The sequence below is a fragment of the Stenotrophomonas sp. Sm2128 genome (assembly GCF_030985535.1).
In the GTDB taxonomy this organism is placed as follows: Bacteria; Pseudomonadota; Gammaproteobacteria; order Xanthomonadales; family Xanthomonadaceae; genus Stenotrophomonas; species Stenotrophomonas maltophilia.
Window position 1 is genome coordinate 1 of the sequence record NZ_JAPTFQ010000045.1, and the last position, 26,418, is coordinate 26,418.

A 26,418-nucleotide genomic window follows, 5' to 3' on the forward strand; every position below is an offset into this window, starting at 1 on the left:
CCTCGAGATCGCACACGGGTGCAGCCGGCCAGCGGCCGGCTCTACCAGATCCAAGCATCATCGCAGGTGGTGGAAGGCGGTAACGCCGGCCGCTGGCCGGCAAATTCCCAATTGGGATGGTCGTGCAGCCGGCCAGCGGCCGGCTCTACCTCACCTTGGGCTCAACGCAGTGCCAGATCCACGGCGATGCCGGCAAACAGCGCGGCACCCACCCAGTTGTTGTGCAGGAACGCCTTGAAGCAGGGGCCGCGCTCGCGGTTGCGGCAGATCCAGAATTCGTACACCACCAGCGCGGTAGCCACGGCCACACCGGCCAGGTAGTACCCACCCAACCCTCCACGCACGCCGACCAGCGCCATAGTGGCCAGGAACAGCGCGTACAGCACGCCCTGGATGACCAGGTCGAGGTCGCCGAACAGGATCGCGGTGGAGTGCGAGCCCATCTTCAGGTCGTCCTCGCGGTCGACCATGGCGTACCAGGTGTCGTAGGCGGTGGACCACAGGATGTTGCCGGCGTACAGCAGCCAACCCAGCATCGGCACCTCGCCCTGCACGGCGGCGAAGGCCATCGGGATGCCCCAGCCGAACGACATGCCCAGGTAGACCTGCGGCAGATGGGTGTAGCGCTTCAGGTAGGGGTAGCTGGCGGCCAGGAACACGCCGATGAAGCTCAGGCCGATGGTCAGCCCGTTCATCGTCAGCACCAGGCCGAACGCAACCAGCATCAGCACCGCGAACAGAGCGAGCGCGGCGCGGCCACTGATTGCGCCGGTCGCAAGCGGGCGGGACTTGGTGCGCTCCACGTGCGGGTCGAGCCAGCGATCGGCGTAGTCGTTGATGACGCAACCGGCCGAGCGGGTCAGCCACACACCGGCGGTGAACACGAACAGGGTCCACAGCGGCGGCAGGCCGCCTGCGGCCAGCCACAGCGCCCACCAGGTGGGCCACAGCAGCAGCAGCGTGCCGATCGGGCGATCAGCGCGCATCAGACTCCAGTAATGCCGCCAACGCGGCGTCGCCGGCGACTGCGGCGAAATGAGGGGGGTATCAGCCATGGCGATAGGATACTCCTGCGCCTCCGGCAGGGCTTTGCCCGTGGGGGGAGATTTGTTCGGCGAAACTGGATAGAATGCCGGTCCCGCACCGCCTCATGGCGCTGCGATGCCCGCCCCGGCACTGGTCGGTGGTGCGGCGGTTCTACAACGCGCCCGTAGCTCAGCCGGATAGAGTAGTGGCTTCCGAAGCCATTGGTCGGGGGTTCGAATCCCTCCGGGCGCGCCATTTTTCCTTCATTGCCTGTACGCAGCGTCCCAACCGGGCGATGCTGCGAAGTCGCAAGGAATCCGGCTCGCCGCCAGGAATGTCAGGGAATGAACGTTGCCGAGCGATGTTCGCAATCGGCAGCGTCCTGTACCACGATGGAGTAATTCGCGCCCGCGCTGGATGCGCCGGGCAGGAACAGGCCATCACCATCGAACAGAACGCTCTGCTGTTCATCCTGCCCGATCGACACCCCGATCGCTCCCGGTGTGATTTCCTCAAGGATCACGTTGTAAGGCCGCCAGGCATCTTCGCCTGTGCGCCTCATCTCTGCGCGAGCGGTCCTTGAGTTCAACCTGCGTCTCTCATCCACCCACAGCTGAAGCGGCTGACCAGCGTTGTGGCTGACCTGGAAGCGCCCATAGGTCAGCCCGTCGATGCTCTCGGTGCCGATGTAAGTGAATTGGGCCGGCTGACACTTCGTCGTGCTGTTCGGATGCGCCGCACAGGATGTCAGTGCGGCCGCGAGGCAAAAGGCAGTCAGGCGCTTCATGGGTTCGAGGCCTGATGTGGGTGGTTGTCGCGGCGGAATGCGGCGGTGAGGGCAACCAGCACTACGCCCCAGAGCGGCGTGAGCAGCACGACGCTGATCACCGTCAGCGAAACCGGTACCTGCCAGAGCAGCGATGGCCTGAATCCGCTGAATCTGTAGGCTTCCAGTACAAGTACCACGACCTGGGCCAGAAGGCCCGCGAGCAGCCCCAAGCCAGCCCCCTTGGCAAGCCGCCTGAACGTCAGGCGGCCAGCGGCGGGAACCCGTGCGCCAATTCCCAGCAACAGAAGGCTGACGGCATACAGCCAGAAGAAAACCTGATGTGAGTCGAAGGCGTAAAGCGCCCTGCCCACAAAGTGCAGGAACAGCCAGAGTGCTCCACACGACACCGCGTAGGCCAGCCCGTACCGAAGAATCTGCCTCGCTTTCATCTTGTACCTCTCCGAGGCGTGCAGGCCGATCGCGTTCTGTTGTGGAGGAGCGCGGGCGCTCATGCACCTTGCCTCCTGCTTGGCGGCCTACTCACGCAGCCCATCGCGCAGCGCTCGAGAGTACTGCCTGCCCGAAGTCACTGTCGACACCGAACCGGGAAAGCAGTTCGCTGAGTACAGGATCCATGATGTTCATCGAGCTGCACGCACGGTAGAGCCCATTGCGTTGGCCCGATGGTGATCCGTCCTGTAATCCATCCCTGCGTCAGCTCCCTGCCGGCCTACATGCCCGCTCAACAGCTGCAATCTATGCCCCCGCCCGCAAACACACCAACAGAGCGCTCGCAAATGAAATTCCCACTTCCCTATTCCCACCTCAGACCCACACACATAAGAATCTTCAAAGCGCTCCTGAGCACCCTCCGAAGACCTTGGCAGGCCTCTTACTCAGGCTCACAGCAACCACTCGATGCACTTGCTCCCCACAACTTCCCATTACCCCGTACAAGATGAGAATTCCATTGTCATTTATGTAGCCGACAAAACTCCCGCCTCCTGCACCCGAGGCCGCTCTGACGAGATAAACAGTCTCCCCCTCTGCCGGCACTAACCCATTCAACTGTAGTGGCGCGAATTTCTCAGCAGCATCCGATGCTTGGATGATGCTCAAGTTCTGATCGAGCATCCACTGAGCAATCGATTTTTCGCTCTGCGGATTCAAGGTGGCCAAGCGGTCACTTCGAAGTGTCGTCGAGTTCCCAGGAATGATCTCATCCGATGAAAAGTCCACCCAATCTGAGTTCCATTCAATGTGTTTGATCTGGCTAGTGCCACAGCCTCCGAGCAATGGAAGAAGGAGCGCAGCCACGCGTAGACTCACCATCATTTGCACCCCAACCGCTTCTTGATAGCGTCCCGAACCCTATCGTCTGGAACGCCAAGATGCTCTGCCATGATGTTTCCCTCCCACCCCGGAACGGGCTTGGTAGAACGAGATGGCGCCTGCGACACCACATCGTACATATCAAAACGACCATCGTACTTGAATTTCATCAAATGCCCTGCTTCGTGCGCAGCCGTCCACTCAGTGTTTCCTGCATACCATTTACCGACACTGCCTCCAGTTACGGTCGCCCCCCTCCCCAGCGGAACCTCAACACGGTTTAACCGACCTTTCTCCGGCTGGCTAACAGTCACTGTAAATCCGGGCGCAGACCAGGTCGATTCAATTGCATTTACCATTTTTCTCAAAGTCTCAGGAGTAGCTCCCTCACCACTGAAGCGAATAGGGATGTCGATATGAACTCCACCGTCCACGCAAGTGCAATTGGCCAGCAGTCCGAGCGGATCAACCACCTGCACTGGATCAGCTGATACATAGGAGAAGGTAGATACCCCTCCGTCGAATCCCATCGGATCACTCTGCGAATAGCGCCCCGCTGCCGGGTCATACTCCCGCTGGTAGTTGTAGAACAACCCACTCGCAGCCGTGGCCTGCTGGCCCGGGAATCGTAGCGCCAGCTCGAACGCCCCACCATCCCCATCCGGATCAGCGTTCGGAATCTGGTTGCCGAACACCTCGCTCTTGTTGTTCCACTCCCAGATCGCCGCATCGCGCATCGGATCGATCACCACGCGCGGCGTACTCAGATGATCCGGCTGCACGTAGGCCAGCTGCAGAACACCGGTACTCGGCACATTGATCAGCGCCACCGGATAGTTGTCCAACCAGATGGCCTGCAACTGCGCCTGGCCCGTGGCCGAGTAGTTGTCCAGCCATTGCCCCGCCTCGTCATACAGGGTGATCTGAGCCGCACCACCGGCAGGGGTCCGCAGCACGCGCTCGCCGCGATGGTTGTAGGCGTAGCTCTCCAGTACAGCATCGCCCTGCTTCACCGCGTTCATGCGGTTGGCATCGTTGTAGGTGAACGTCTTGCTGCCGATGCTGCTGGTATTGCCCGCTGCGTCATGGGTACGCGCCTCGCCATCCACCGCAGTCAGGCGATGGCTGCTTGCGGGATAGGTGTAGCTGGCGGTGCTTGCCGACGTGGTCAGCGCGGTACGATTGCCGGTGGCGTCATACGCATAGGTTTCAATCGGCGTGCCGGTCGTGCCGTCCTGGGTCTGGGTCAGGCGGCCCAGAGCGTCGTAGGCGTACTTGGCCAGCACCGTCGAGCATGTGCCGGTCTTCAGTTCAGAGGTCGTTGCGGCCGATTGAGTCCAAGCATGGCAATTCTACGATTCCGTACCCGCGCAACGCACCGCGTTTTTGGCGTGAATTACCATGGCAGGAGCGAGGACCAAGAGTGCGAACACTATTACAACTGTCAGGGCCAGCCACCATTTATTGCCTGTAACCGCAAGCACGAAGGGAATACAGCGATGACGGCCAGTACATGAGCATAGAGTAGAAGAAGCACATATCTGTACAGACTCGACGCCGAATCCGCAACGCCCGCAATACTTCCGCACCGACCTGTTAAGTGAATTGAATGTAGAGAAGCTCTGTTCACGTGCCCCGCAGGAGGAGCACGTGAATGAAAGTATCGACCTCACCGGCAAACCTCCTCGCCAACTATTGCCGCCGCTGCGACAGCATCAGGATGCTGATAGGTAACTCTAAAGGATGAACATAGACAGCGAGCCGGATACCGGGATCCTTACCGCTGGTGAAAATATATAACTGACACCGAAACCCGAGGCAGCGCGGCTCAGTAGCTGTACGGGATACTTGGATGCTACTGCACTGACTGCCGTCGCGGTCTGACCAGGGGGCGAGGATACCTGGGAGAGCACGGCGTTCAGTTGAGTATGGGTACTGATTGCTTCCTGTTGAGTCCCTTGGCCCCACCAGTGTTCTCGTCCAGTGAGAGCTGCCGCACGCCACACGCCCCCCGTGATCTAGTCGGATACCGAGCTGGTGGGCGGACCGGGTGGCTGCGCTGTGGCCTGCTGATTAGAGCAGGCCCGATGCGGATGTTATGGAACACACGCCGCACATGCGGCGTGTGCTACCGAACAATGGCGATCATGGAGGTAGCGTTCGAGAAGAATCAGCTCGGGTCCGACGCACGGGATGCTAGGGCAGACGGAGCAAACGTAGAGACCCGATGTGGATGGGGCTAGTTCTCCCATAGATGTGTCTTCTTGACCCGCCATACTCCTTCCTCTTTTCTCAAGAACACATCTGCGTTCTTTCCTGTCGGAGGGAATCCGATTTCCATGAAAGCAGCATCGTCATCAAAGTACAACTTCTCAATGGCAATGAATGGCGAAGTGCGATCATATGACGACGACTTTACGAACTGAAATCTCCCGCCGTTGGCTTCGCACAACGGCAATGAAGATGACGATTCATCGCCATCCCATAGAACGTTTATCCGTGAAGATCCCCATCCATCTCCTCCGTATGCAGAAAGCGCTGAATCCGAGGATGCCGCCTGGATGATTGCCACCGGATCATGACTACACGGAGCACCTCTTTCACTGGATGACTTTGCGCATCCAAATAGGGTAAATGCAATTATCAAGCACAAGCCAACGCGAAAGAGGTTAGTGTGAAGCAGGCCTTCTGATCCCATAGACATACTCTTCATAGCTCCAACCCTCCTCGCCCTTGTACTGATTTTTGTTCCAGAAATACTCCGAGAAGTGAACCAACTCGTGCTCCAGTGTTCTTTCCAGCTTCTGCAGGAGTTCTGGGCTTCGGTCACCCGATTCGAAGCGGTCAAAATAGGTCTCATGAATAAATATCTCACCCGAGCCAGGCGCGTAACTACCATCGTCATGCCTCATGTATTTTGGCGTAATGACTGGCCCATCGCATTTCGATAGAAGCTGATCAAGATGCCCCTGTCCGATGTTTCCGTATCGCTGGAATCCATCATATTTGCGACTGGTCATTCGATCTTTCGTTCCATTCAAGAATTCCGTCGTCGCGGGGTACTTCTTGCTGACCCACGAGTGATAGCGGAGAAGTCCTAATGGATCGACAAAGTCTAACGGATCATTTCCTGTGTACGCGTAGATTGAAGCTCCGCCTCTCAAACCGATCGGATCACTCTGCGAATACCGCCCCACCGCCGGGTCGTATTCCCGCTGGTAGTTGTAGAACAACCCACTCGAATCCGTCGCCTGCTGGCCGGGGAAGCGCAACGCCAGCTCGAACGCCACACCATCGCCATCGGGATCGGCACTCGGAATCTGGTTGCCGAACACCTCGCTCCTGTTGTTCCACTCCCAGATCGCGACATCACTCACCGGATCAATCACCACGCGCGGTGTGCCCAGATGATCTGGTTGGACGTAGGCAAGTTCCGGCACGCCGGTGCCCGGCACGTTGATCAGCGCCACCGGGTAGTTATCCAGCCAGATGGCCTGCTGTTGCGCCTGCCCCGTGGCCGAGTAGTTGCCCAGCCACTGCCCGGCCTCATCGTACAGCGTGATCTGAGCTGCGCCACCGGCTGGAGTACGCAGCACGCGCTCGCCGCGATGGTTGTAACCGTAGCTTTCCAGCACGGCATCGCCCTGCTTCACCGCGTTCATGCGGTTGGCATCGCTGTAGGTGAAGGTCTTGCTGCCGATGCTGGTGGTATTGCCCGCTGCGTCATGGGTGCGCGCTTCGCCATCCACCGCAGTCAGGCGATGGCTGGTTGCGGGGTAGGTGTAGCTGGCGGTGCCTGCCGAGGTGGTCAGCGCGGTGCGATTGCCGGTGGCGTCGTAGGCATAGGTTTCAATCGGCGTGCCGGTCGCGCCGTCTTGGGTCTGGGTCAGGCGGCCCAGCGTGTCGTAGGCGTACTTGGCCAGCACCGTCGGACCTGCGCCGTTCTTCAGCTCGGTGATCGAACCGACCGGGTCGTAGCCGTAGCCCAGCGACAGACCGCCCGCAGCCGGGTCGTGCACCGCCTGCGGGCGATAGTCCAAGTCCAGCGGACGCTGCAGCTGCCGCCCATTGCCATAGGCCCAGCCGGTGGCCGGGCCGAAGGCCGCATAGGTCACGTTGTTCACCACGATCTGGCGCGCCTGGCCGGGGCGGGTGAGGCCGATCTGGCTGATGCGGCCCTGGGTATCGCGCACGTAGTCGGCCACGCTGCCGTCGGGGTAGGTCAACGCGGTCAAGCGACCCGACTTGCTGTAGGCATAGCGCAGAGTGGTGGCCACACCATTGACGGTCTGCACCTTGCGGGTGACCTGGCCGAAACGGTCATGGCAGTACTGGGTGCTGCCATTTGCGTGCAGCACCTGCCCCAGGCGGCCCTTGGCGAAGCGCTCGTCGGCGGCACAGGCGGCCGGCGCCACGTCATAGCTGTAGCCCACGTCCAGATTGGGGTCCGGATAGGCGATGCCGATCAGGCGGTTGAGTGCATCGTAGTGATAGGTGGCGGTGATGCCGCGTGCATCGGTGGCCGTCTTGCGGTTGCCGGCGGCGTCCACGGTGAAGCTGCTGGCGCCACTGTCCGGGCTGACCTGCCCGGTCAGATCACCGAGCCCGTTGTAGGCATAGGTCGTATGCAGGCCTTTCGGGTCGGTGACCTGGGTGACCTGGTCCAGCGCGTTGTACTGGCTGCGGATCTCCGCCGCCACGCCGCCGGCATCCTGCAGGATCTGCGCCAATCGGTTGAGCGGGTCGTACTGCTGGCTGGTCACGCGCTGCAGGGCGTCGGTGATCGTCTGGGGGTTGCCGTTGGCATCGTAGGCAAAGCCGGTAGCATGATTGCCGGCGTCCTTCAGCGCGGTCAGCTGGCCAAGTGTGTTGAACGTCCGCGCCAGGGTGCGACGCAGCGTGCCGCCAGTATCCAGCGTGTCTTCCTTGAGGCGGTTGCCGGCGTTGTCCAGCGTGTAGTGAATGGTGTTGCCGGCGTTGTCGGCGATATCCGTCAGCCGCTGGGCGGCGTCGTAGACATAGGTAACGCTGCTGCCGTCAGGCTCGGTGACCTGTTGCACCTGGCCGGTCGGCCAGTAGCTGATCTGGGTCACCCGATCCTCGGTCGTGGTCGCGCCGCGCACGGTGATGGAGGTCGGCCAGCCGCGGGGATGGTAGGTGTAATCAGTCACCACGCCGTTGGCGTCCTTGACCGACAATGGCCGCCCGAACGCGTCGTAGGCCAGAGTCTCGACCGTCTGGCCCAGCGCATTGGTCACGCTGCGCAGGTCGCCCTTGCGATAGGTGCAGGCACCATTGGCCGCGCACGCCGCGTCATCCGCGGTGTAGTAGGCATAGGTGGAGACATCCGCCACATCACTACGCGGGCCATCCACGCTACGCAGCAGTCCCATCAGCGGGCACTCCGGGCCCTCTGCCTCACAGTAGGTCTGCGTGGTGACGCGGGTGTCACCGGTCACCATGTCGCGCACGGCGATGGTGGTCGGCTGGAGGCGTGCATTGCGCACGATGCGGATCTCACGGTTGCCGACGGTCTGTTGCACCAGCCGATTGCTGTCCAGAGCCACTCGCGTTTCGCTGACGCGTTGGTCCGGAGTACCGGCCGCTTCAGTGGTGGTGGTCACGCTGATGGCGCCTGCGGCAGCATCGCTGGCCTCGGAATAGGCATACTGGGTGACAACGCCTCGGCGATCGGTCACCGACTGCAGCCGGCGCCGGAAATCAGTGCCCTCGGGCAGATAGGTGCGACTGATGCTGCCGTTGCTCTCGGTGACGCCGTTGACCTTGCGCGGAAGGCCACTGGCGCCGCTGGCGGTCAATGCGTAGGTACTCTGCTTGCCCAGTGCGTCGGTGACGATCGTGGTACCTGCCAGGGTGTACTCCAGGCGCACGCCATCAATGCCCACGTCGGCCTGACTGCAATCGCCGGAATGGCGGCTGCAGGTGACCCGCCCCTTGGCGTCGTAGCCGTACCAGCTGTAACGCTGGTTGCCCTCGGCGGTAATGCCGGTCAGGTAGCCCGGGAAGCGGGCGTCCTCATAGTGATACGTGCGGCTGGCACCGTCTGCGTAGGTCGCACTGATCAATTCCCCGGCCGGGGAATAGGCGTAGCTCACCACGGGCTGGCCGGCGATCACCAGGGCCGAGATCAGCGAATCGTCACCCGGCGCGAGATACTGGACGTCCACGCGCCGGCCGGTTGAATGGGTGATGCTGAGCAGGCGGCCACGGCTGTCGTGTGCATAGGTTAGCGAGGTTCCGTCTTCGAAATCGCGGCGCTGCATCAGGCCGCCGGCATCGAACTGAATGCGCTCCTGAGCCCGCGACAACAACCATAGGCTCCCCTGTTGAGCCACGCGGTCCCCACTGCCATCCATTGCCTCATACACCGCTCCCACCTTCTTGAAGGCGAGCTGGCCACCCTCAGCGTCAATCAAACCCACCTGGACTTCCGAACTCGGTGGAAAGTCCGTGTCGTCAACGCCGAGCGTCAGGCGAATGTTGTGCGAGTGCGTCCATCCTTGGCCCATGGCTCCGCCGCTGGTGCCGGTCAAGGAATGATACTGGCGATCGAAGCGGACCCACCCGAGATCAAGGTCCGCTTCCGGCTGAGACTTGTCGCCGGTGGTGGGGTCGCACGGATTACCGACTTTGCACTCCTGCGGCGGCAAAGGAGAAGTCCAGTACGCCAGCAGCATTGCCATGTTTGGGTCGTCCTGCTGGATCAGGGCGCACATGCCCAGGTTATCGTCCCACATCATCATGGGGCGATTCATGCATTTTGCGGTTCTACTCCGAGATGCATTTTGCCAGAAGACCGTCTGCCTGCAGGAATTAATGCCCTCGAAATAAGTGTTCTTAGCGAATTTGTAGCGCTTGCTTTCGTTGATGACGCTACCGTCATCTCCCACTCCAAGCCCGCCAACCTCCTCCCAGGCCTCTTCAGTCATGACGGTGGCAGCGCACCGCGGATCGCTCGCATTCTTCGACAGGAACATGCTGCGGACGGCATCCTCCGTGGCGTACTTCTGATGGTTCTGCTCATACACCCAATCCGTGGTGACGATCTTCTCGGGCTTGACGCGATAGTCATAGATCGTCTTGTTAGGAAGGGCCCTCTGGCGCTTGACCTCCCAAACGAAAGGCTTATCGACCTCATACTCGGCGAAGAAGGCCCGTATGTCTTTCTGGACAGCCGCCTCCGTGGAACGGGGCTCTCCCATCGAGAAGTAGCTTTCCCATTTCTTCTCGATCTCCTGCGCCTGCACGCTGGACGTCGAGCACGCCAGCACGAACAGCGCAAGACTGATGAGCGAAGTGCCAGAGTTTGCCTTCAACATCCCTGTTCTCCTTCCTGGACGGACACAGCGCCGGCGGGAACGAGAACGTGGGCAGCAACCTCCTCACGTCATGCTTCGGATCGTCCCTGGTCCGGAATGCGGCGTGGCCGCATGGGGACGTTATCTCCGATGTGGTTTACACATTCAAGTCAAAAAACTGTGGAATGAGTCGAATTTCAGAACTTTCTGATGCGGGGGGGGGCGTGTCGGAAATGCAGCCAAGCGTGGGCTCGGCTCTACAAGGCGAATGCCCCAGAAACAGAAACGCCGGGCATCGCCCGGCGTTTCCGTCACCGCATGGAAGGGGTAAATCTCAGTACTTCCCATCAAACGCAAAGATCGGCTTGCGCTGCTTCCACGCACCAGCAGTAAAGTCCGGGAACTCCAGGGTCTGGAAGCTGTTGGCGATCGACTGCTCGCTCAGCGGGGTGATCGCGCTCCAGGTCACTGCGTCGTAGATGTCGATCGGCATCGGCGCCTTGGCCTTCAGCGCTTCAACAAAGGCATGGATGACGAACCAGTCCATACCACCATGCCCTGCACTCGCAGCGGTGTCGGCATTCTGTTTCCACAGCGGATGCTCGTACTCGTCCTGGTACTTCTTGAACTCTTCCCACTGGTGCGGCGGGCTGCGGCCTTCGATGTGGATCGAATGGTTCACGTCCATCCACAGGCCCTTGGTGCCCTGCACGCGGAAGCCCATCGAGTACGGGCGCGGCAGCGAAGTGTCGTGCTGCAGCAGGATGGTCTCACCGTTCTCGCAGGCCAGCGTGGTGGTGACGATGTCGCCCAGCTTGAACTTCACCTTGGTGCTGGGGTGGGTGGTGCCACCACTCTTGGCAACGGTGTACTCGTGCAGGCCACGCGCCTTGGTCGCGAAGGCATTGATATGGGTGAAGCGGTTGCCACGGTTGATGCCGGTATACATCGCGCACGGGCCGATGCCGTGGCTGGGGTACAGCTCGCCGTTGCGCTGCACCGAATGCTCGGTGCGCCAGCGTGCTTCGCTCCAGCCCTTGGGGCCGAACTCCACGCCGCTGTCGTAGGGCTGGTTCGGGTCGCCGGAATTGAACTTCACCCCGCGCAGGTCGTGCTGATAGCCGGCCTGCAGATGCACCAGTTCGCCGAACAGGCCCTGGCGCACCATCTGCAAGGCCGCCATCACGTCGCGACGGTAGCAGACGTTCTCCAGCAGCATGTACGGGGTGCCGGTGCTCAACTGGGTCTTCAACACGTCCCAGTGGTCCTGCAGGGTGATGCCGGCCACCACTTCGCAGCCCACCGCCACGCCAGCCTGCATCGCGGCAATCGCCATCGGCGCGTGGTACTCCCACGGCGTGGCGATGATCACGCCATCAATGCCCTTCTGATCCAGCAGGCGCTTCCAGGCATTGGTGTCGCGATCCTGGCCGTAGGTCTTCGGGGCCGGCTTGCCGGCCTTGGTCACCATCTCCACGGCGCGGCCGAGCATGATCGGTTCGATGTCGCACAGCGCGACCACCTCGACATCGTCGCGGCGCACCAGCTCCTTCAGCAGCACAAGGCCACGCATGCCGGTACCGATCATGGCCAGGCGCACTTTGCGCCCGCGTGCCCACGCCGGGGTCTGCGGCAGCAGGCTGCTGGCGGCGACAGCGGCACTGGCCGCGATGAATTCCCTACGCTTCATGGCAAACATCTCTCCTCTTGGCGGCGAGCCGGCCGTAGCCGGCCCGCCGGGTAACGCAAACGGAATTACTTGAAACGGTAGCCGATGGTCACACTGTAACCACGACCGAAGATGGTGGCGTAGTCACTGGAGTCACCCAGGAAGCTGTTCGGATCGTAGAACGGCAGGCGGTTGAACAGGTTCTTGACGGTGAAGCTCAGGTTCCACGCGTCATCCGGGCGCCAGGTGACACTCATGTTGGCAGTCCACCACGACGGCGCACCATCGCACTTGCTCTTCTGCAGGGCCAGGTAGCCGCCGGTGCAGGTTTCCTTGTTGTTGCTCACCTCATCAACCTGGTCGGTGGCCCACTTGGTGCCGCCCACGTAGTTGACGAACATGCTGGTGGTCACCTGCTTGTAGGTCCAGTCGGCATTGAGCGTGGCACGCAGGCGAGGGTTGTTGTAGTAGCCGACCACGTCGCCGTAGTACCAGCCGTTCTCCGCATCCATGTAGAAGCGGTTGCGGTTGGCGATGGTGGCGGCCAGGCCGATGTTCAGGTTGCCCCAGTCGCCCAGCGAGAAACGGCTGCGCGCATCGATGTCGAAGCCGTCGATCAGGGTCTTGCCCCGGTTCTTGTACTGGCCCACCACGCTGGCCACGTTGCCGGCCGAATAGCCCGGCAGCACCGACGGGCAGCTCACGCCACTGGCCGGGTCGGCACACATGGCCGCCAGCTGCGCCAGGTTGGCGCGGTCGCTGTCGGTGATCGGCGAGCGCGACATCGAGATGATGTCTTCCATGCGGCGATAGTCCGGCGCGACGATTTCGTTGTTGCGGTAGATGAACCAGTAGTCTGCCGACACCGACAGCCAGCTCGCCGGCTCGTAGACGAAGCCGAGGGTGGCGATCTTCGCCTTCTCCGGCTTCAGGTCCTTGTTCGGCTGTGTCATGCGGGCCACGGTGCGGCTGCAGTCGACGTTCAGCATGTTCTTGCCCAGGTCGACATCACCCGGCCGCTGCGACTTCAGCAACAGGTTGGCGATGGCGTTGGTCTCGTTGCAGCGCAGCTCGTCGCGGAAGCCGCCCAGCTGGGCGAACACGCCGCCATTGCCGGACTCGGCCAGGCTCGGTGCACGGAAGCCGGTGGAGTAAGTGCCGCGCAGCATCAGCTGGTCGAACGCCTGGTACTTGAAGCCGATCTTCGGTGCCACGTTGGCGCTGAAGTTCGGGTACTTGTCCACGCGCACCGCCGCATCCAGTTCCAGCTTGTCGGTGATCGGCGCCACGGTTTCGGCGAACAGCGCGTAGGTGTTGCGCTTGCCGTCGAACCAGGAACCGCCCTGCTGGGTGATCAGACCGTTGGCGGCGTCGGCGTTGCCCGGAGTGTAGAAGGTTTCGCGGCTGGCGTTGAAGCCGAATGCCGCACGCATCTCACCGGCCGGCAGCTGGAACAGCGGGCCTTCGATCTTGCCGTCGAGGGTGTGCAGGCGGGTCCACGACTGGATGTCGAAGGTCGGGAACGCTTCACGGATCAGCGCGGCGTTGGCTTCGCTGATCTCGCCGAACTTGTACGCCGGATGGTCGGAGATGATCACGCGGCCGGTGCCCGGATCGATCGTGTACGGGCCGAAGGCCTTCTCGAAGCCCTTGGTGTTGACGTTGATCGTCTGGTAGGTGGTGGAGTGGGTGCCGGCGCTGGCGAACGCGGTTTCCCAGTTCCAGTCGCCCCGGTTGCCACGCGCACCGGCCAGCACGCGGTAGCTCTTGTCGGTATTGCGCTGGCCGAAATAGTTCGGGCCGGCATCCTGCAGCAGGTAATTCAGGCCGACCACACCGCCCATCATCGCCTTCATCTGCGGGCTGGCGTGGTTGTACTCGTTGTTCGGGCCCAGGAACGGGTACAGGAACTGGTTGACGGTGTTGCCGGTATTGCGCGAGAACCAGCTGGTCGGGTTGCCGGTGGTGGTGCCGTAGGTGCGCGGCGTGCCGCCGTTGGCGCGCAGGTCGATGTCGGTGTAGGTCGCCTCGGCGAAGATCTCGGTGCTGTCACCGACCAGGAAGGTGCCGTTGAGGTAGGCGGTGTTGCGCTCGGACTTGGCACCAGCGTCGATCTCGTTATTCATCCAGGTTTCCCAGACGCAACGCGGACCGGCCGCTTCACTGGTCAGCACGTTCCTGCAACCCGGCGCAGCTTCCTGCACGCGGCGGCCGGTGACCGGATCGAAGGCGAAGTAAGTGCCCGGATTGAATTCACCCGGCTTGCTGCCCACGCCCAGGCGCAGGTTGTTGAGGTAGTTCGGATTGTTGACGTAGTACTGGTCGGGCCGCTTGTCGTAGAAATCGCTCAGCGGAATCGCGTCGCGGCGGTACATGTTCACCGCGCCGTAGATGTTGAAGCGGTTCTCGGCCAGGTCACCGAAGCCGGCGGTGATGCTGGCCTGGCGTTCGCCGTAGGAGTCGATGCGCGAAGAGGTGTCGTTGGTGAAGCTGACCTCGGCCCCCTGGAAGTTGCGCTTGGTGATCACGTTGATCACGCCGGCCACCGCGTCGGTGCCGTACACCGCCGAGGCGCCGTCGGTCAGCACTTCCATGCGCTCGATGGCCGCGGCCGGGATCGCGTCGATGTTGACGAACTGGGTCTGGAAGCCGGCCGGTGCACCGTAGTACGACAGGCGGCGACCGTTCAGCAGCACCAGCGTGCCCTGGGCACCGAGGCCGCGCAGGTTGGCCTGCGAGGCACCATCGGAACCGGTGAACAGTGAACGCGCGTCCTGCTGCGCCGGGCGGGCGGCCGGCAGGTTGTCGAGCACCTGCAGCAGCGTGCGCGCACCCATGTTCTGGATGTCCTGCTTGCTGATCACCTGCACCGGCGAGGCGGTTTCAACGTCGGTGCGGCGGATGTTGGAACCGGTGACCTCGATGCGGGCCAGGTCGGTGGCCTTGTCCTTGCTCTCCTGGGCGAAGGCAGGAACGGCGACCGACAGCAGCACGCCGGCGATGGCCAGCGACAGCGGAGCGATCGAACGACAGGGGGGGCGGTGGTGGCGGGCGGGCAACATCGGGGTTCTCTCCTGGCAGGGGTGCAGCGCAATAAGTGAGCGCGTGGGCGTTCGGCGGGCAAAACGCTCCCGGGCCACGGCCACGAGGGCCGTAGTCGGAATGGGCGGGGGGAGGAGCGGTGTTACGAGGGGGTCATGGGGCGACGATGCTGGCGGAGTCGCCCTCCTGGCCGATCAGTACGGCATTGGCCCAGTTGGCGCAGACCTGGGCGGGTTGACTGCCCTGCGCACCCAGCGTGCGCAGGCTCAGGGTGGAAAGGCCTCGGATGTCCAGCTCCGGCTTGACCACGCCGGGTGCCTTCACCAGGCCGCTGTCATACAACAGGCGGTCGTCACCCCAGACCTGGAACTGCAGGCCACCGGCGGTGCGGCAGGCGTCGTCGATGCCGAGGTCGGCACGCAGCAGGTGCCAGCCGCCCTGCAGGCGCAGGTCGATGCGGCTGCTGGCGCCGACGCCCAGGCCACGGCGGAACTGCAGGCCGTTCATGCGCATGCCGGCGTCGCCACGGAAGGACTGGTCGGTGCGCAGCTGGCTGGCCAGCGCGGCCGGCACCGGCAGCTCGGAGAGATAGCGCTGCCGGGCCGGTCGCTCCGGTTCCTGGTGTTCGAGGATGTGGAAGGTGGACAAGGCGATCGGGCCGACGTCGCGTGGCTGCAGTGCATCGAATGCGCGGGCACTGCCCTGTGCGGCGGTGACCATCGGGTCGGTGCTGCTGGCGCCGTCGCCTTCGGGGTTCTGCACGCTCAGCACGCGGAAGCGCAGCAGGCGCCCGGCATGGGCCGGGAACGCGATGCGCTGCACGCCCTCCTTCAACTGCAGGCGGCCACGTGCGATCGGCTCGCCCCACTCGCCATTGCTGTCGCCCAGGTACACCTCGTAGTCGCGCACCTGGCCGTGCTTCCAGTTCTTGTCGTTGCGCGGCGCGATGTCGATGCCGTCGATCATCCTGCGCTCACCGAAGCCGATCACCCACTCATGCGCACCGGTGCGCACGGCCTGGTTGCGCACACTGCGGAACCAGGTGGCCGGATCGTCATCGAAGGCATTTTCCAGCGCATGGCCAGGCTCTTCGGCCGGGCGGTTGACCACCAGCAGGCTGTCGGCCGGCAGTTCGCGGCCCAGCACCGGCGCAGCCGGATAGGCATCGTCGGCGGCCGCAGCGACCACCGCGAAGTCCAGCTGCAGTTGCAGCGGCTGGCGGATGTCCTGGGTAACGGTACGCACGTGCAGCGTGCCACGGCGCTCGTTGGCATCGAAGTACCAGCCTTCAGCCGCACCGTTGAACGCCGCCGCATCGGCCAGCGCCGGCAACGCGCGGCCACCGGCCTGCACCGCACGCGGCGCCTGGCGGCTGAGCACGCGCAGGCCATAACGGCGCTGCGCCAGCTGGCCGTTGTACTGGCCCTGCACCGGATCGATCTGCACCTGCACCGGGCCGCTGCCCTGCGCCGGCGCCTGCACGCGGATTACCTGCGTGCTCGACTCACCCTGCTGGTAGCGGCGCGTGTTGCCATCGTCTTCGTACAGCGTGTACTGCGACTCGCCCTGCGGGTACAGGTCGAACGTCACTTCATCCAGCGGCTTCTCGCCGTCGAACAGCATCGACGGGTACATCGGCAGGATCGCACCGGCACGCACGAACACCGGCAACGTGGCCAGGTCCACCTGGCGGTCGAGCTGGCGGCCGTCGGCGCCGGCCTGCACGCGGCGGCCATCCCAGTAGTCGATCCAGCCGCCGGCCGGCAGGTGGATGTCGCGGCGCCAGCCACGGCTGGCGGCCTGGCTGCGGTACACCTGCGCCACCAGCAGGTCGCGGCCGAGCAGGAACTGGTACTTGTAGGTTTCATCCTGCGCATGCGGGTCGCGCGGGTTGTCCCACATCAGGCCGCGCACCGGCGGTGCACCGGTCTGCGCAGCCTCGTGCACCAGCCCGTACATGTACGGGGTCAGGCGCATCTTCAACTTCAGGTAATCGCGGTTGATGCTGCGATAGGGCTCGTCGTACCACCACGGGTGCTTGCGCGCGTTCGACGACCAGCCGCTCATGCCCATCAGCACTGGGGTGAAGGCTTTCCACTGCAGGTCGCGGGTGAAGGTTTCGGCGCTGCCGCCGAAGATCGCATCCACATCGCCACTGGCGTAGGCCATGCCGGACAGGCCCGAACCGACCAAGGTCGGCACGTGCCAGCGGATGTAATCCCAGCTGCTGCTCTGGTCGCCGGTCCAGGCCACGGCATAGCGCTGGATGCCGGCCCAGCCCATCACCGTCCACAGGAACGGGCGCGAATCGGAATTGTCGAGGATGCCGTTGAACGCCTGACGGTTGGCGTCCATCGCGAACTGGTAGCCCTTGCCGGTCCAGGCCACGTCCAGCTTCTGCACGCGGCTGCCGGCCTTGCCCACTTCCCAGGCGATCTTGTCGACGCCGTTCTCGGTCCACAGGCCGGTGCGGAAGCCGTACTTGGCCAAGCCCTGCACGGTTTCCGGCAGCTTCTTGTAACCGCAGCCGTAGCCATCGTTGGGCAGGATCCAGCCACCGGGCATGTCGTGGGCGCGGTACTGCTTGGCCACCGAGTCGATCACATCCGGCGTGGTGCCGGTCGGGCCGTCACTCCAGCCTTCGGGCACGGTGCCGGGCTTCTTGGCATTGTCACCGTCGTTGTAGCAATCGGCATCGCCGTAGGACAGCGCCCAGCGCGCGACCATGTTCGGGCGGCCGGTCAGCTGGGTGTAGCGCTCGATCAGTTTCGGCAGGTCGGCGCCGACGAAGTAATAGGCATCGAAGCGGTCTTCGCGGTGCAGCAGCGTGGCCTGGTCGGCCTCGCGCAGATCGTAGCTGCCATCGCTCCAGGTGTTGCGCAGCATGCCCCAGCCACGGCTGCTCAGCAGCATCGGTGCAGGGCTGGGGCGGTCGCCCTCTTCCCAGCCACCGGAGTAGGACACGTCCAGCTCGCGGCCCTTGAACTGGTAACGGCCGTTCTGCTGGCCGCCACCGAAATAGCCTTCATCAGCCTGCGAGGACAGCACCTGCACGCTCTGCGTGGCATCCAGGTCCAGCGGCTGCAGTTCCTGCCACAGCGCGGTGGGCTGGCCGTTGTCCAGGCGTTCCAGGCGCATGCGCAGCGGCTGCCGCTGTACATGCAGGACCAGTGCATCGGTGCGCACGCGGATTTCCTGTGCGTCTTCTTCCAGCTGCGCCTTCACGTTCGCCTTGGGCTGCGGCAGCACGATCGGTGCGGCCTTGTCACCGGCACCGGTCAGCGTGCCGTTGCGGCCGGCCTGCACGCGGATGATGTCGGTGGCCGGCAGTTCGATGCGGATGCGCGCGCCCTTGTCGGTCTGCAGGTCCCAGCCCTGCACGCCGTCGCCGCTGGCGCTGGCGGCAACCGAACGCAGGTTGCCGACCGGCTCGGCCTGGGCCGGCATGGACGCCAGCATCAATGCCGGCAACAGGGCCAGCATCAGCGGCGAGCGACGAACGCAGTTTTCCACGCGGACTCCCAACCCGTTCACCGGGCGTTTCGAAAGCGATTGGGCCGACTCTAGGGCAGCGATTCGAAAGATGTCAACAAATTGAAAGGAAAAAGGAAGATATATTCCATTGAAACGAAAGTTGTTGCGCCGCAATACTTTGTGTAATCGCTTGCAGACGCCTGTTAAGCATTGTGCGATACGGCATCCGGCGGATTCTTGCGTTTTCCGACGTGCTCTGGGCGGAGCGAAGTCGGCGTCACATTTTCTTTCTTTTTACTTTCGCTATTTGACATTTCGAAAGAAAACGCAGATGGTGCGCTGGCCCAACTGGAACCTCCGAATGGACGTCACCCTGCTTTCCGATGTGTCCGCCTGGCAGCGCCTTGGCGGAGCCGATACCGCTACCGAAATCGCCCAGCAGCCTGCGCTGTGGGAAGCCCTTGCACAGGACCTGTCGCGTGCCCGCGACCGCCTGCAGGCCTTCCTCGGCGACAGCCTCAACGATCCCAACCAGCGCGTGCTGTTCACCGGCGCCGGCAGCTCCGGCTTCATCGCCGAAATGGTGGCCGACGCGATCAACGCGCAGTGGCCAGCCGATGTGCGCGTGGTGCACACCACCAGCCTGCTGACCCACCCGGCGCTGTACCTGCAGCGCGACCGCCCGACCCTGCTGGTCTCGTTCGGCCGCAGCGGTTCCAGCCCGGAAAGCGTGGCGGCGGTTGACCGCGTGCGCAGCGACGTGGATGACGCGCGCTTCCTCGACATCACCTGCAACGCCGATGGCGAACTGGCCCGCCGTGGGGCCGGCCGTGCCGATACCTGCACCCTGCTGATGCCGTCGGCCAGCTGCGACCGCGCCTTCGCCATGACCAGCAGCCTGACCTGCATGCTGCTGGCCGCGCTGAGCGTGTTCGATCGTTCGCCGTGGGATGCGCGCGTGGCGCGCCTGAAGCAGATCGCCGCGCTGGCCCGCGAAGGCCAGGCGCAGTGGGACGCACCGGTGGCGGCGCTGGCGCAGCGCCCGTTCAACCGCATCATCTACCTCGGCAGCGGCCCGCTGGAAGCGCTGGCACGCGAGTGCGCGCTGAAGGTGCTGGAACTGACCGCTGGCCGCGTGCTGGCGCTGGCCAACACCCCGCTGGGCTTCCGTCATGGGCCGAAGTCGACGCTGGATGGCAACACCCTGGTGGTGGTGCTGCGCAGCGTGCAGCCGCTGGCGCGCCGCTACGAACAGGACCTGCTGGAAGAACTGCGCCGCGACGGCGTGGCCGGCCAGGTGCTGGCAATCGGCCCGCATTCGGACATCGGCGCCGATGACGAATACACCCTCACCGTGCCGGCACTGGACGATCCGTGGCTGGCGCCAGTGTGGCTGGGCTTCGCGCAGCTGTTCGCGCTGCAGCGCTCGGCCGCGCTTGGCCTGACCCCGGACAACCCGTTCCCGGACGGCACCGTCAACCGCGTCGTCAAGGGCGTCACCATCCACCATGGCTGAGCTGATCGCCCACGCCTGCTACGGCATCGACATCGGCGGCACCAAGATCGAGCTGGTGGCGTGCGATGCGGCGATGCAGGTCACCTGGCGCCGCCGCGTGGCCACCCCACAGGGTGACTACGACGGCTTCCTGCAGGCGGTGGTGGCGCTGGTGGCCGAGGCGGACGCCGCCCTCGGCCGCAGCGATGCGGCCATCGGCATCGCCCTGCCCGGCGTGCGTGACCGCCGCAGCGGTCGCCAGCTCAGCGCGAACGTGCCTGCACTGACCGGCCAATGCGTGGCGCAGGATCTGCAGGCACGCCTGCAGCGCCCGCTCCACTTCGGCAACGATCTGCAGTGCTTTGCCCTGTCTGAAGCGCACGGCGGCGCGGCTGACGGCTACCCCAGCATGTTCGGCGCCATCCTCGGCACTGGTGCCGGCGGCGGCTTCTGCCTGCACGGCCGGCTGCTGTCCGGCTTCAACGGCCTGGCCGGCGAATGGGGCCACTGGAGCGTGCCCGGCCATCTGCTGCAGCGCCATGGCCTGCCGCTGCTGGACTGCGGCTGCGGCCTGCAGGGCTGCGTGGAGCGCTATGTGTCCGGCAGCGGTGTGGCGATGATCGAGCGGCACCTCGGTGGCAGCGCCGCCGACGCCAGCGCCGTGATCGCCCTGGCCGAAGCCGGCGATGCACGTGCGCGCAAGGCGCTGGACATCCACCGCGATCTGCTTGGCCACAGCCTGGCCGCGCTGGTGCTGGCGCTGGACCCGCACGTGATCGTGCTCGGCGGAGGTCTCTCGCAGTACGCGCCGCTGTACCAGCAGCTGCCGTCGGCCATCGCTGCCCATCTGTTCAACGGCGTGCAGGTACCCCCGATCGTGCCGCCGCGCTTCGGCGATGCCGGTGGCGCACGTGGTGCCGCCCTGCTCGCCTGCCAACCCTCGTTTTCCTGATGTCCGGAGCCTGACCATGTCCCCGTTGCAGACCCTGCTTGCCTCCCACCGCGCCGGTGCCAACGTCGGCCTGTACAGCGTCTGCTGCAGCAACGAGCAGGTGCTGCGCGCGGCCATGCACGTGGCGCTGGCACACGGCACCGTGCTGCTGGTCGAGGCCACCTCCAACCAGGTCGATCAGTTCGGCGGCTATACCGGCATGACCCCGCCGCAGTACCGCGATTACGTCGGCGCCCTGGCCGATGAGGAAGGCTTCCCGCGCGAACGGCTGATCCTCGGCGGTGACCACCTTGGCCCGAATGCCTGGCAGAAGCGCCCGGCCGCCGAAGCGATGACCCACGCGCGCGTGCTGATCGAAGCCTACGTCGCCGCCGGTTTCCACAAGATCCATCTCGACTGCAGCATGTCCTGCGCCGATGACCCGGTGCCGCTGCCCGATGCCATCGTTGCCGCACGCTCGGCCGAGCTGGCCGAGATCGCCGAACGCACCGCCGCCGAACACGGCCTGCCGCCGCCGGTCTACGTGATCGGTACCGAGGTGCCGATTCCCGGTGGAGAAGCCTCGCTTGCCGAGGGACTGCAGGTGACCACGCCGGCCGCCGCCGCGCAGACCCTGGCCATCCACCAGCAGGCGTTCGACACGCCGCAGCTGCGTGATGCGTGGCAGCGCGTGATCGCGATGGTGGTGCAGCCGGGCGTCGACTTCGACCACAGCAGCGTGCACGAATACGACCCGGCCGCCGCCAGCACGCTGGCCGACTTCCTGGAACAGCAGCCACGCATCGTGTTCGAGGCGCACTCCACCGACTACCAGCGCGAAAGCGGCCTGCACGCGCTGGTGCGCGACCACTTCGCCATCCTCAAGGTCGGCCCGGCGGCGACCTTCGCCTACCGCGAAGCGCTGTTCGCGCTGGCCGCGATCGAGGCAGAACTGCTGCCGGCCGCACAATGCTCGCGCCTGCCGCAGGTGCTGGACGAGGTGATGGTGGCGCAGCCGAAGTACTGGCAGTCCTACTACCAGGGCGATGAGGCAGCGCTGCGCCTGCTGCGCAGTTACTCCTTCAGCGACCGCTGCCGCTACTACTGGGGCGAGCCGGCGCTGGTACAGGCGGTGGAGACCCTGTTCGCCAACCTGGAACAGCACGCGCCGCCGCTGGTGCTGCTCAGCCAGTACCTGCCGGAACAGTACCGCGCCGTGCGCGAAGGCACCCTGGCCAACACCCCCACCGCACTGGTGCAGCACCGTATCGGCCTGTGCCTGGGTGAGTACGCCCGTGCCTGCAGCGCCAACCAGGCCGGAACCCGCACGCAGAACGCACGTTCGGCTGCCGCAGTTGCTGCGAACGGCTAATCTCTACCTTTCCCCGCGAAACCGAGAATGGCCATGCGCAACACCCGCTCCCGCCGGCAACAGATCCTGCAGCTGCTGATCGAGCACGGCTCGGTGCAGGTGGCCGATCTGGTCGAGCGCTTCGGCGTGTCGGCGGTGACCATCCGTGCCGACCTGACCCATTTCGAATCGCAGGGCCTGGCCAACCGTACCCACGGTGGCGCCACGCTGGTGCGCACGCCGCCGCAGGAACAGGACATCCACGAAAAGGACGCACTGAACCTGCCGCTGAAGGAATCGATCGGCGCGTGTGCCGCGCGCCTGGTACGGCCTGGTGACAACATCATCATCGACTCCGGCTCGACCACGATGACCCTGGCCCGCCACCTGCGCACGCAGCGCGACGTGACGGTGATGACCAACGGGCTGAACATCGCCTGGGAACTGGCCAACGCGGCCGGCATCAACGTGCTGCTGACCGGCGGCCTGCTGCGCCAGCAGTCGCTGTCGCTGCAGGGCAGCCAGGCCGAAGCCAGCCTCAACTCCTACAGCTTCGACACGCTGTTCCTGGGCGTGGATGGCCTGGACCTGCAGTTCGGGTTGACCACCCATGACGAAGCCGAAGCCCGCCTCAACCATCGCATGGTCGAGCGTGCACGCCGCATCGTGGTGCTGACCGACGCCTCCAAGTTCGGGCGCGTCAGCCTGCACCGCATCGCCCTGCTGGATCAGATCCACACCATCATCACCGATGCCGGCATCGACGACGCGTCCCGCGAGGGACTGCAGCGATTGGGCATAGAGGTGATCATCGCCGAGCCCACCGCATGAGCGACACCCGTTCCCTGCATGGCCGCATCCTCACCCCGCTGGGTTGGCGGCGTGGCCACGTCCACTTCGATTCCCACGTGCGCCAGCTGCAGGTGGACGACCACAGCGGCGCTGATGACCTGCAGCTGCCGGTGATCCTGCCCGGCTTCATCGACCTGCATGTGCACGGCGCTGCAGGGGTGGACCTGATGCAGGGCGGCGACGTGGCGCGCACCATCGCCCGCACCCATCTGCGCTTCGGTACCACCACGCTGCTGGCGACCACCATGACCGCCGGCCTGGATGAGATCGAGCACGCGCTGCACGGCGTGGCTGCGGCGATGGCGGCGCCCGATGCCGACGCCGCCAGCATCGTCGGCGTGCACCTGGAAGGGCCGTTCATCAGCCCGCAGCGCCTGGGTGCACAGCCCAATCGGACGATCGAGGCGACGCTGGCACTGGTGCAGCAACTGCACGCGCTGGCGCCGATCCGGGTGATGACGCTGGCGCCGGAGATCGGCGAGCACACCGCGCTGATTCCCGCGCTTTCGGCAATGGGCATCCGCGTGCAGCTCGGCCACAGCGCCGGTACCTACGAAGAAGGTGTTGCTGCGCTGCAGGCCGGTGCCTCTGGCTTCACCCATCTGTTCAACGGCATGACCGGCGTCGATCACTATCGCCCGGGCATCGCGGCGGCGGCACTCGCGCATGCACAGTACGCCGAGATCATTCCCGACCTGCAGCACATCCATCCCGGCGTGATCCGCCTGGCCGCGCGCGCGATCCCACGCCTGTACGCGGTGACCGACGCCACCGCCGCCACCGGCATGCCCGATGGCGAGTACGCACTGGGCGAGCAGCGCGTGCACAAGTGCGGCGGCTGCGTGCGCCTGGCCACGGGTTCGCTGGCCGGCAGCGCGCTGACCATGGACCAGGCGCTGCGCAACCTGGTGCGTGTGGGCCTGGAGCTGGCCGATGCCTCGCAGCGTGTTTCCACCTTCCCGGCCGACTACCTGGGCCTGGGCGATCGCGGCTGCATCGCGCCCGACGCCCGCGCCGACCTGGTGGTGCTGGACGCCGAACTGCGCCTGCAGCAGGTGGTGGTGGGTGGGCGCGTGGTCGATCTGAACGCAACACCAGCCTGACGCACCGCGCCTTTGTAGAGTCGAGCCATGCTCGACTGCTCTGCCGCGCCATGCGCGGTCAGTCAAGCATGGCTCGACTCTACAGAAAGCAATCCGCACCGAAACACCTTCTGGGATATGCCGATGACTGCACGCACCGCTCCGCGCTGGCCCGTACGCTACCTGCTCTTCATCGGCGGCCTGGGTGGCCTGCTGTACGGCATCGACATCGGCATCATCGCCGGCGCCCTGCCCTATCTTGAAGCAACTGCCAGCCACGCCTGGCAGCTCAGCAGCCAGCAGCTCGGCTTCGTGGTGGCAGCGGTACTGCTGGGCAGCGTGCTGTCCTCGCTGTTCGCCGGCATCGTTGCCGACCTGATCGGCCGCCGCGGCGCGATGCTGCTGGCCGGCCTGCTGTTCACCGCCTCGATTCCGATCATGGCACTGGCCTCCGGCTACACGCCGCTGCTGCTGGGGCGCCTGCTGCAGGGCATCAGTGGCGGTTTGATCGGCGTAGTGATTCCACTGTACCTGGCCGAAGTGCTCAGCCCCGAGCGACGTGGGCGCGGCGCGGCGATGTTCCAGCTGCTGCTGACCGTTGGCCTGGTGCTGGCAGCCCTGATCGGCCTGTACCACGCCCACGCCGTCGATGCCGCCGCCGAAGCCGTGCGTTCGCTGCCGGTCGCGCAGCAGGCGCAGGAACTGTTCACGGTGAAGGACCACGCCTGGCGCACCATCTTCTGGACCTGCCTGGCGCCGGGCCTGCTGTTCTGCGCCGGCATCTTCTGGCTGTCCGAATCACCACGCTGGCTGGTGCGCCGCGGTCGCATCGATGAAGCCCGCCGCAGCCTCCAGCGCGTCCTGCCCGCCGCAGATGTCGAGCCCACCCTGGCCCAGATCCAGGCGCCGGAGTCGAGCAGCAGCGACGGCAAGCGCGATCCGCTGCTCAGCCGCCGCTACGTGGTGCCGTTCCTGCTCGCCTGCGTGGTGCTGGCCTGCACCCAGGCCACCGGCATCAACTCGGTGCTGGCCTACGCGGTGAACATCCTCAACCAGGCCGGCCTGTCCGGTTCAGTGGCCAACGGCGCCGACGTGGCGATCAAGCTGCTCAATGCGGTGATGACCGTGGTCGCGTTGCTGCTGGTCGACCGCAAGGGCCGCAAGTTCCTGCTGATGCTCGGCAGTGGTGGCATCTGCGTGGCGCTGCTGGCCGCGGCCACGCTGTTCTTCCAGGCCGAGCGCGGCCGTGCCGATGTGCAGCCGCAGCTGCAGGCCGCGGTCAGCGGCGACGGCCTGCAGCTGGTGCTTGATGACGCACAGTGGCAGCGCCTGGGCGTGGGGATCGACAGCCAGGGCCGACCGATGCAGCTGACTGTGTCTTACGCTTATGGTGACTTTACCAACGTGCGCGCCCTGCGCAGCGACAACCTGACCGATCGCGAGCTGCGCATCGAGCGCGCCGGCACCGTGCAGCCCGACAGTGTGATTGGTGCGTTCTTCCGCAAGCTGCATCTGAACCCGTTCGCCGACCCGGCCAGTGCCGCGCAGGCGCCGCTGCGCATCGAACAGGCGCGCATCGGCCCGGTGCCGCCACCGGCACACGGCTGGGCCGTGGCCGCCTGCATCCTGGTGTTCGTCGCGTTCTTCGCGGTCGGCCCCGGCGTGTGCGTGTGGCTGGCACTGTCGGAGCTGATGCCGAACCGCATCCGCTCCAACGGCATGAGCATCGCACTGCTGATCAACCAGTTCGTGTCGACCACCATCGCCGCCATCTTCCTGCCGACGGTGGGCCACTACGGCTACGCCAGCATGTTCGTGTTCTGGGCGGCCTGCACCTTCGTGTTCTTCCTGGTAGCCGCGTTCTGGCTGCCGGAGACCAAGGGCAAGTCACTGGAGGAGATCGAGGCACGGTTCGCGGGAAAGCGGGGCTGACAGCGCCTGCACCTGGCGTCGGCCATACCCCATGACATGCCAACGGGGTATGGCCCGCCGATGACGGTATGGCACGCCGATGGGTGCGGCACGCAGACCGGGTAGAGTCGACTGTTGGTCGACTGCTCTTCGCTCCAACACCAG

14 protein-coding genes, 1 tRNA gene and 1 pseudogene are annotated in these 26,418 nt (G+C 64.6%); 7 read left to right on the forward strand and 9 right to left on the reverse strand.

All coding sequences use genetic code 11. The features are described 5' to 3' along the window. Positions 1–161 precede the first annotated feature (161 nt). A complete protein-coding gene (gene ubiA, locus O0K41_RS13615; protein ID WP_049451183.1) occupies positions 162–1,055 on the reverse strand; it encodes a 4-hydroxybenzoate octaprenyltransferase in 894 nt (297 codons plus the stop codon). Positions 1,056–1,204: 149 nt separating this feature from the next. Here ubiA and O0K41_RS13620 point away from each other — a divergent pair. Next, positions 1,205–1,281, forward strand: a tRNA-Arg gene (locus O0K41_RS13620). Positions 1,282–1,363: 82 nt separating this feature from the next. Here O0K41_RS13620 and O0K41_RS13625 read toward each other — a convergent pair. The 8 genes and pseudogenes from O0K41_RS13625 to O0K41_RS13660 form a co-directional block, all read right to left on the reverse strand. Next, positions 1,364–1,813, reverse strand: a complete 450-nt coding sequence (locus O0K41_RS13625; RefSeq protein WP_164221638.1) for an adhesin — start codon at positions 1,811–1,813, stop codon at positions 1,364–1,366. Further along, positions 1,810–2,307, reverse strand: coding sequence for a hypothetical protein (locus tag O0K41_RS13630; RefSeq protein ID WP_239503540.1), 498 nt, complete (start codon positions 2,305–2,307; stop codon positions 1,810–1,812). The genes O0K41_RS13625 and O0K41_RS13630 overlap by 4 nt, the downstream gene beginning before the upstream one ends. A 337-nt stretch (positions 2,308–2,644) precedes the next feature. Continuing rightward, complete coding sequence (locus O0K41_RS13635; protein ID WP_234411817.1) at positions 2,645–3,112, reverse strand: hypothetical protein; 468 nt, start codon at positions 3,110–3,112, stop codon at positions 2,645–2,647. Between the two features lie 14 nt (positions 3,113–3,126). Beyond that, positions 3,127–4,443: pseudogene (locus tag O0K41_RS13640) on the reverse strand (RHS repeat-associated core domain-containing protein); the annotation flags it as partial. A gap of 1,353 nt (positions 4,444–5,796) precedes the next feature. Then, entirely contained in the window at positions 5,797–10,467 is a 4,671-nt protein-coding gene (locus O0K41_RS13645; protein WP_164221639.1) for an RHS repeat-associated core domain-containing protein, read from the reverse strand. A 313-nt stretch (positions 10,468–10,780) separates the two neighbouring features. Further along, positions 10,781–12,136: a Gfo/Idh/MocA family oxidoreductase gene (locus O0K41_RS13650; protein WP_099481426.1), complete on the reverse strand. Its 1,356-nt coding sequence runs from the start codon at positions 12,134–12,136 to the stop codon at positions 10,781–10,783. Between the two features lie 65 nt (positions 12,137–12,201). Further along, on the reverse strand, positions 12,202–15,177 hold the full coding sequence (locus O0K41_RS13655) for a TonB-dependent receptor (protein ID WP_005414779.1): 2,976 nt from the start codon (positions 15,175–15,177) through the stop codon (positions 12,202–12,204). Between the two features lie 133 nt (positions 15,178–15,310). Further along, positions 15,311–18,670 carry a TIM-barrel domain-containing protein gene (locus O0K41_RS13660; RefSeq protein ID WP_164221641.1) on the reverse strand — a complete coding sequence of 1,120 codons (3,360 nt, stop codon included), beginning with the start codon at positions 18,668–18,670 and terminating at the stop codon, positions 15,311–15,313. Between the two features lie 322 nt (positions 18,671–18,992). Here O0K41_RS13660 and O0K41_RS13665 point away from each other — a divergent pair, with 322 nt between their 5' ends. The 6 genes from O0K41_RS13665 to O0K41_RS13690 all read left to right on the forward strand — a co-directional run bounded on the left by O0K41_RS13665 (position 18,993) and on the right by O0K41_RS13690 (position 26,274). Continuing rightward, positions 18,993–20,147 (forward strand): SIS domain-containing protein, encoded by a 1,155-nt coding sequence (locus O0K41_RS13665; RefSeq protein WP_088435855.1) that lies wholly within the window; start codon positions 18,993–18,995, stop codon positions 20,145–20,147. After that, positions 20,140–21,078 (forward strand): ROK family protein, encoded by a 939-nt coding sequence (locus O0K41_RS13670; RefSeq protein WP_024958683.1) that lies wholly within the window; start codon positions 20,140–20,142, stop codon positions 21,076–21,078. The genes O0K41_RS13665 and O0K41_RS13670 overlap by 8 nt, the downstream gene beginning before the upstream one ends. 16 nt (positions 21,079–21,094) lie before the next feature. Then, positions 21,095–22,429 carry a D-tagatose-bisphosphate aldolase, class II, non-catalytic subunit gene (locus O0K41_RS13675; RefSeq protein ID WP_088435856.1) on the forward strand — a complete coding sequence of 445 codons (1,335 nt, stop codon included), beginning with the start codon at positions 21,095–21,097 and terminating at the stop codon, positions 22,427–22,429. A gap of 33 nt (positions 22,430–22,462) precedes the next feature. Then, on the forward strand, positions 22,463–23,239 hold the full coding sequence (locus O0K41_RS13680; RefSeq protein WP_033833750.1) for a DeoR family transcriptional regulator: 777 nt from the start codon (positions 22,463–22,465) through the stop codon (positions 23,237–23,239). After that, on the forward strand, positions 23,236–24,363 hold the full coding sequence (nagA, locus tag O0K41_RS13685; protein WP_164221643.1) for an N-acetylglucosamine-6-phosphate deacetylase: 1,128 nt from the start codon (positions 23,236–23,238) through the stop codon (positions 24,361–24,363). The genes O0K41_RS13680 and nagA overlap by 4 nt, the downstream gene beginning before the upstream one ends. Before the next feature lie 123 nt (positions 24,364–24,486). Further along, positions 24,487–26,274, forward strand: a complete 1,788-nt coding sequence (locus O0K41_RS13690) for an MFS transporter (RefSeq protein WP_164221645.1) — start codon at positions 24,487–24,489, stop codon at positions 26,272–26,274. The last annotated feature ends 144 nt before the right edge of the window (positions 26,275–26,418 follow it).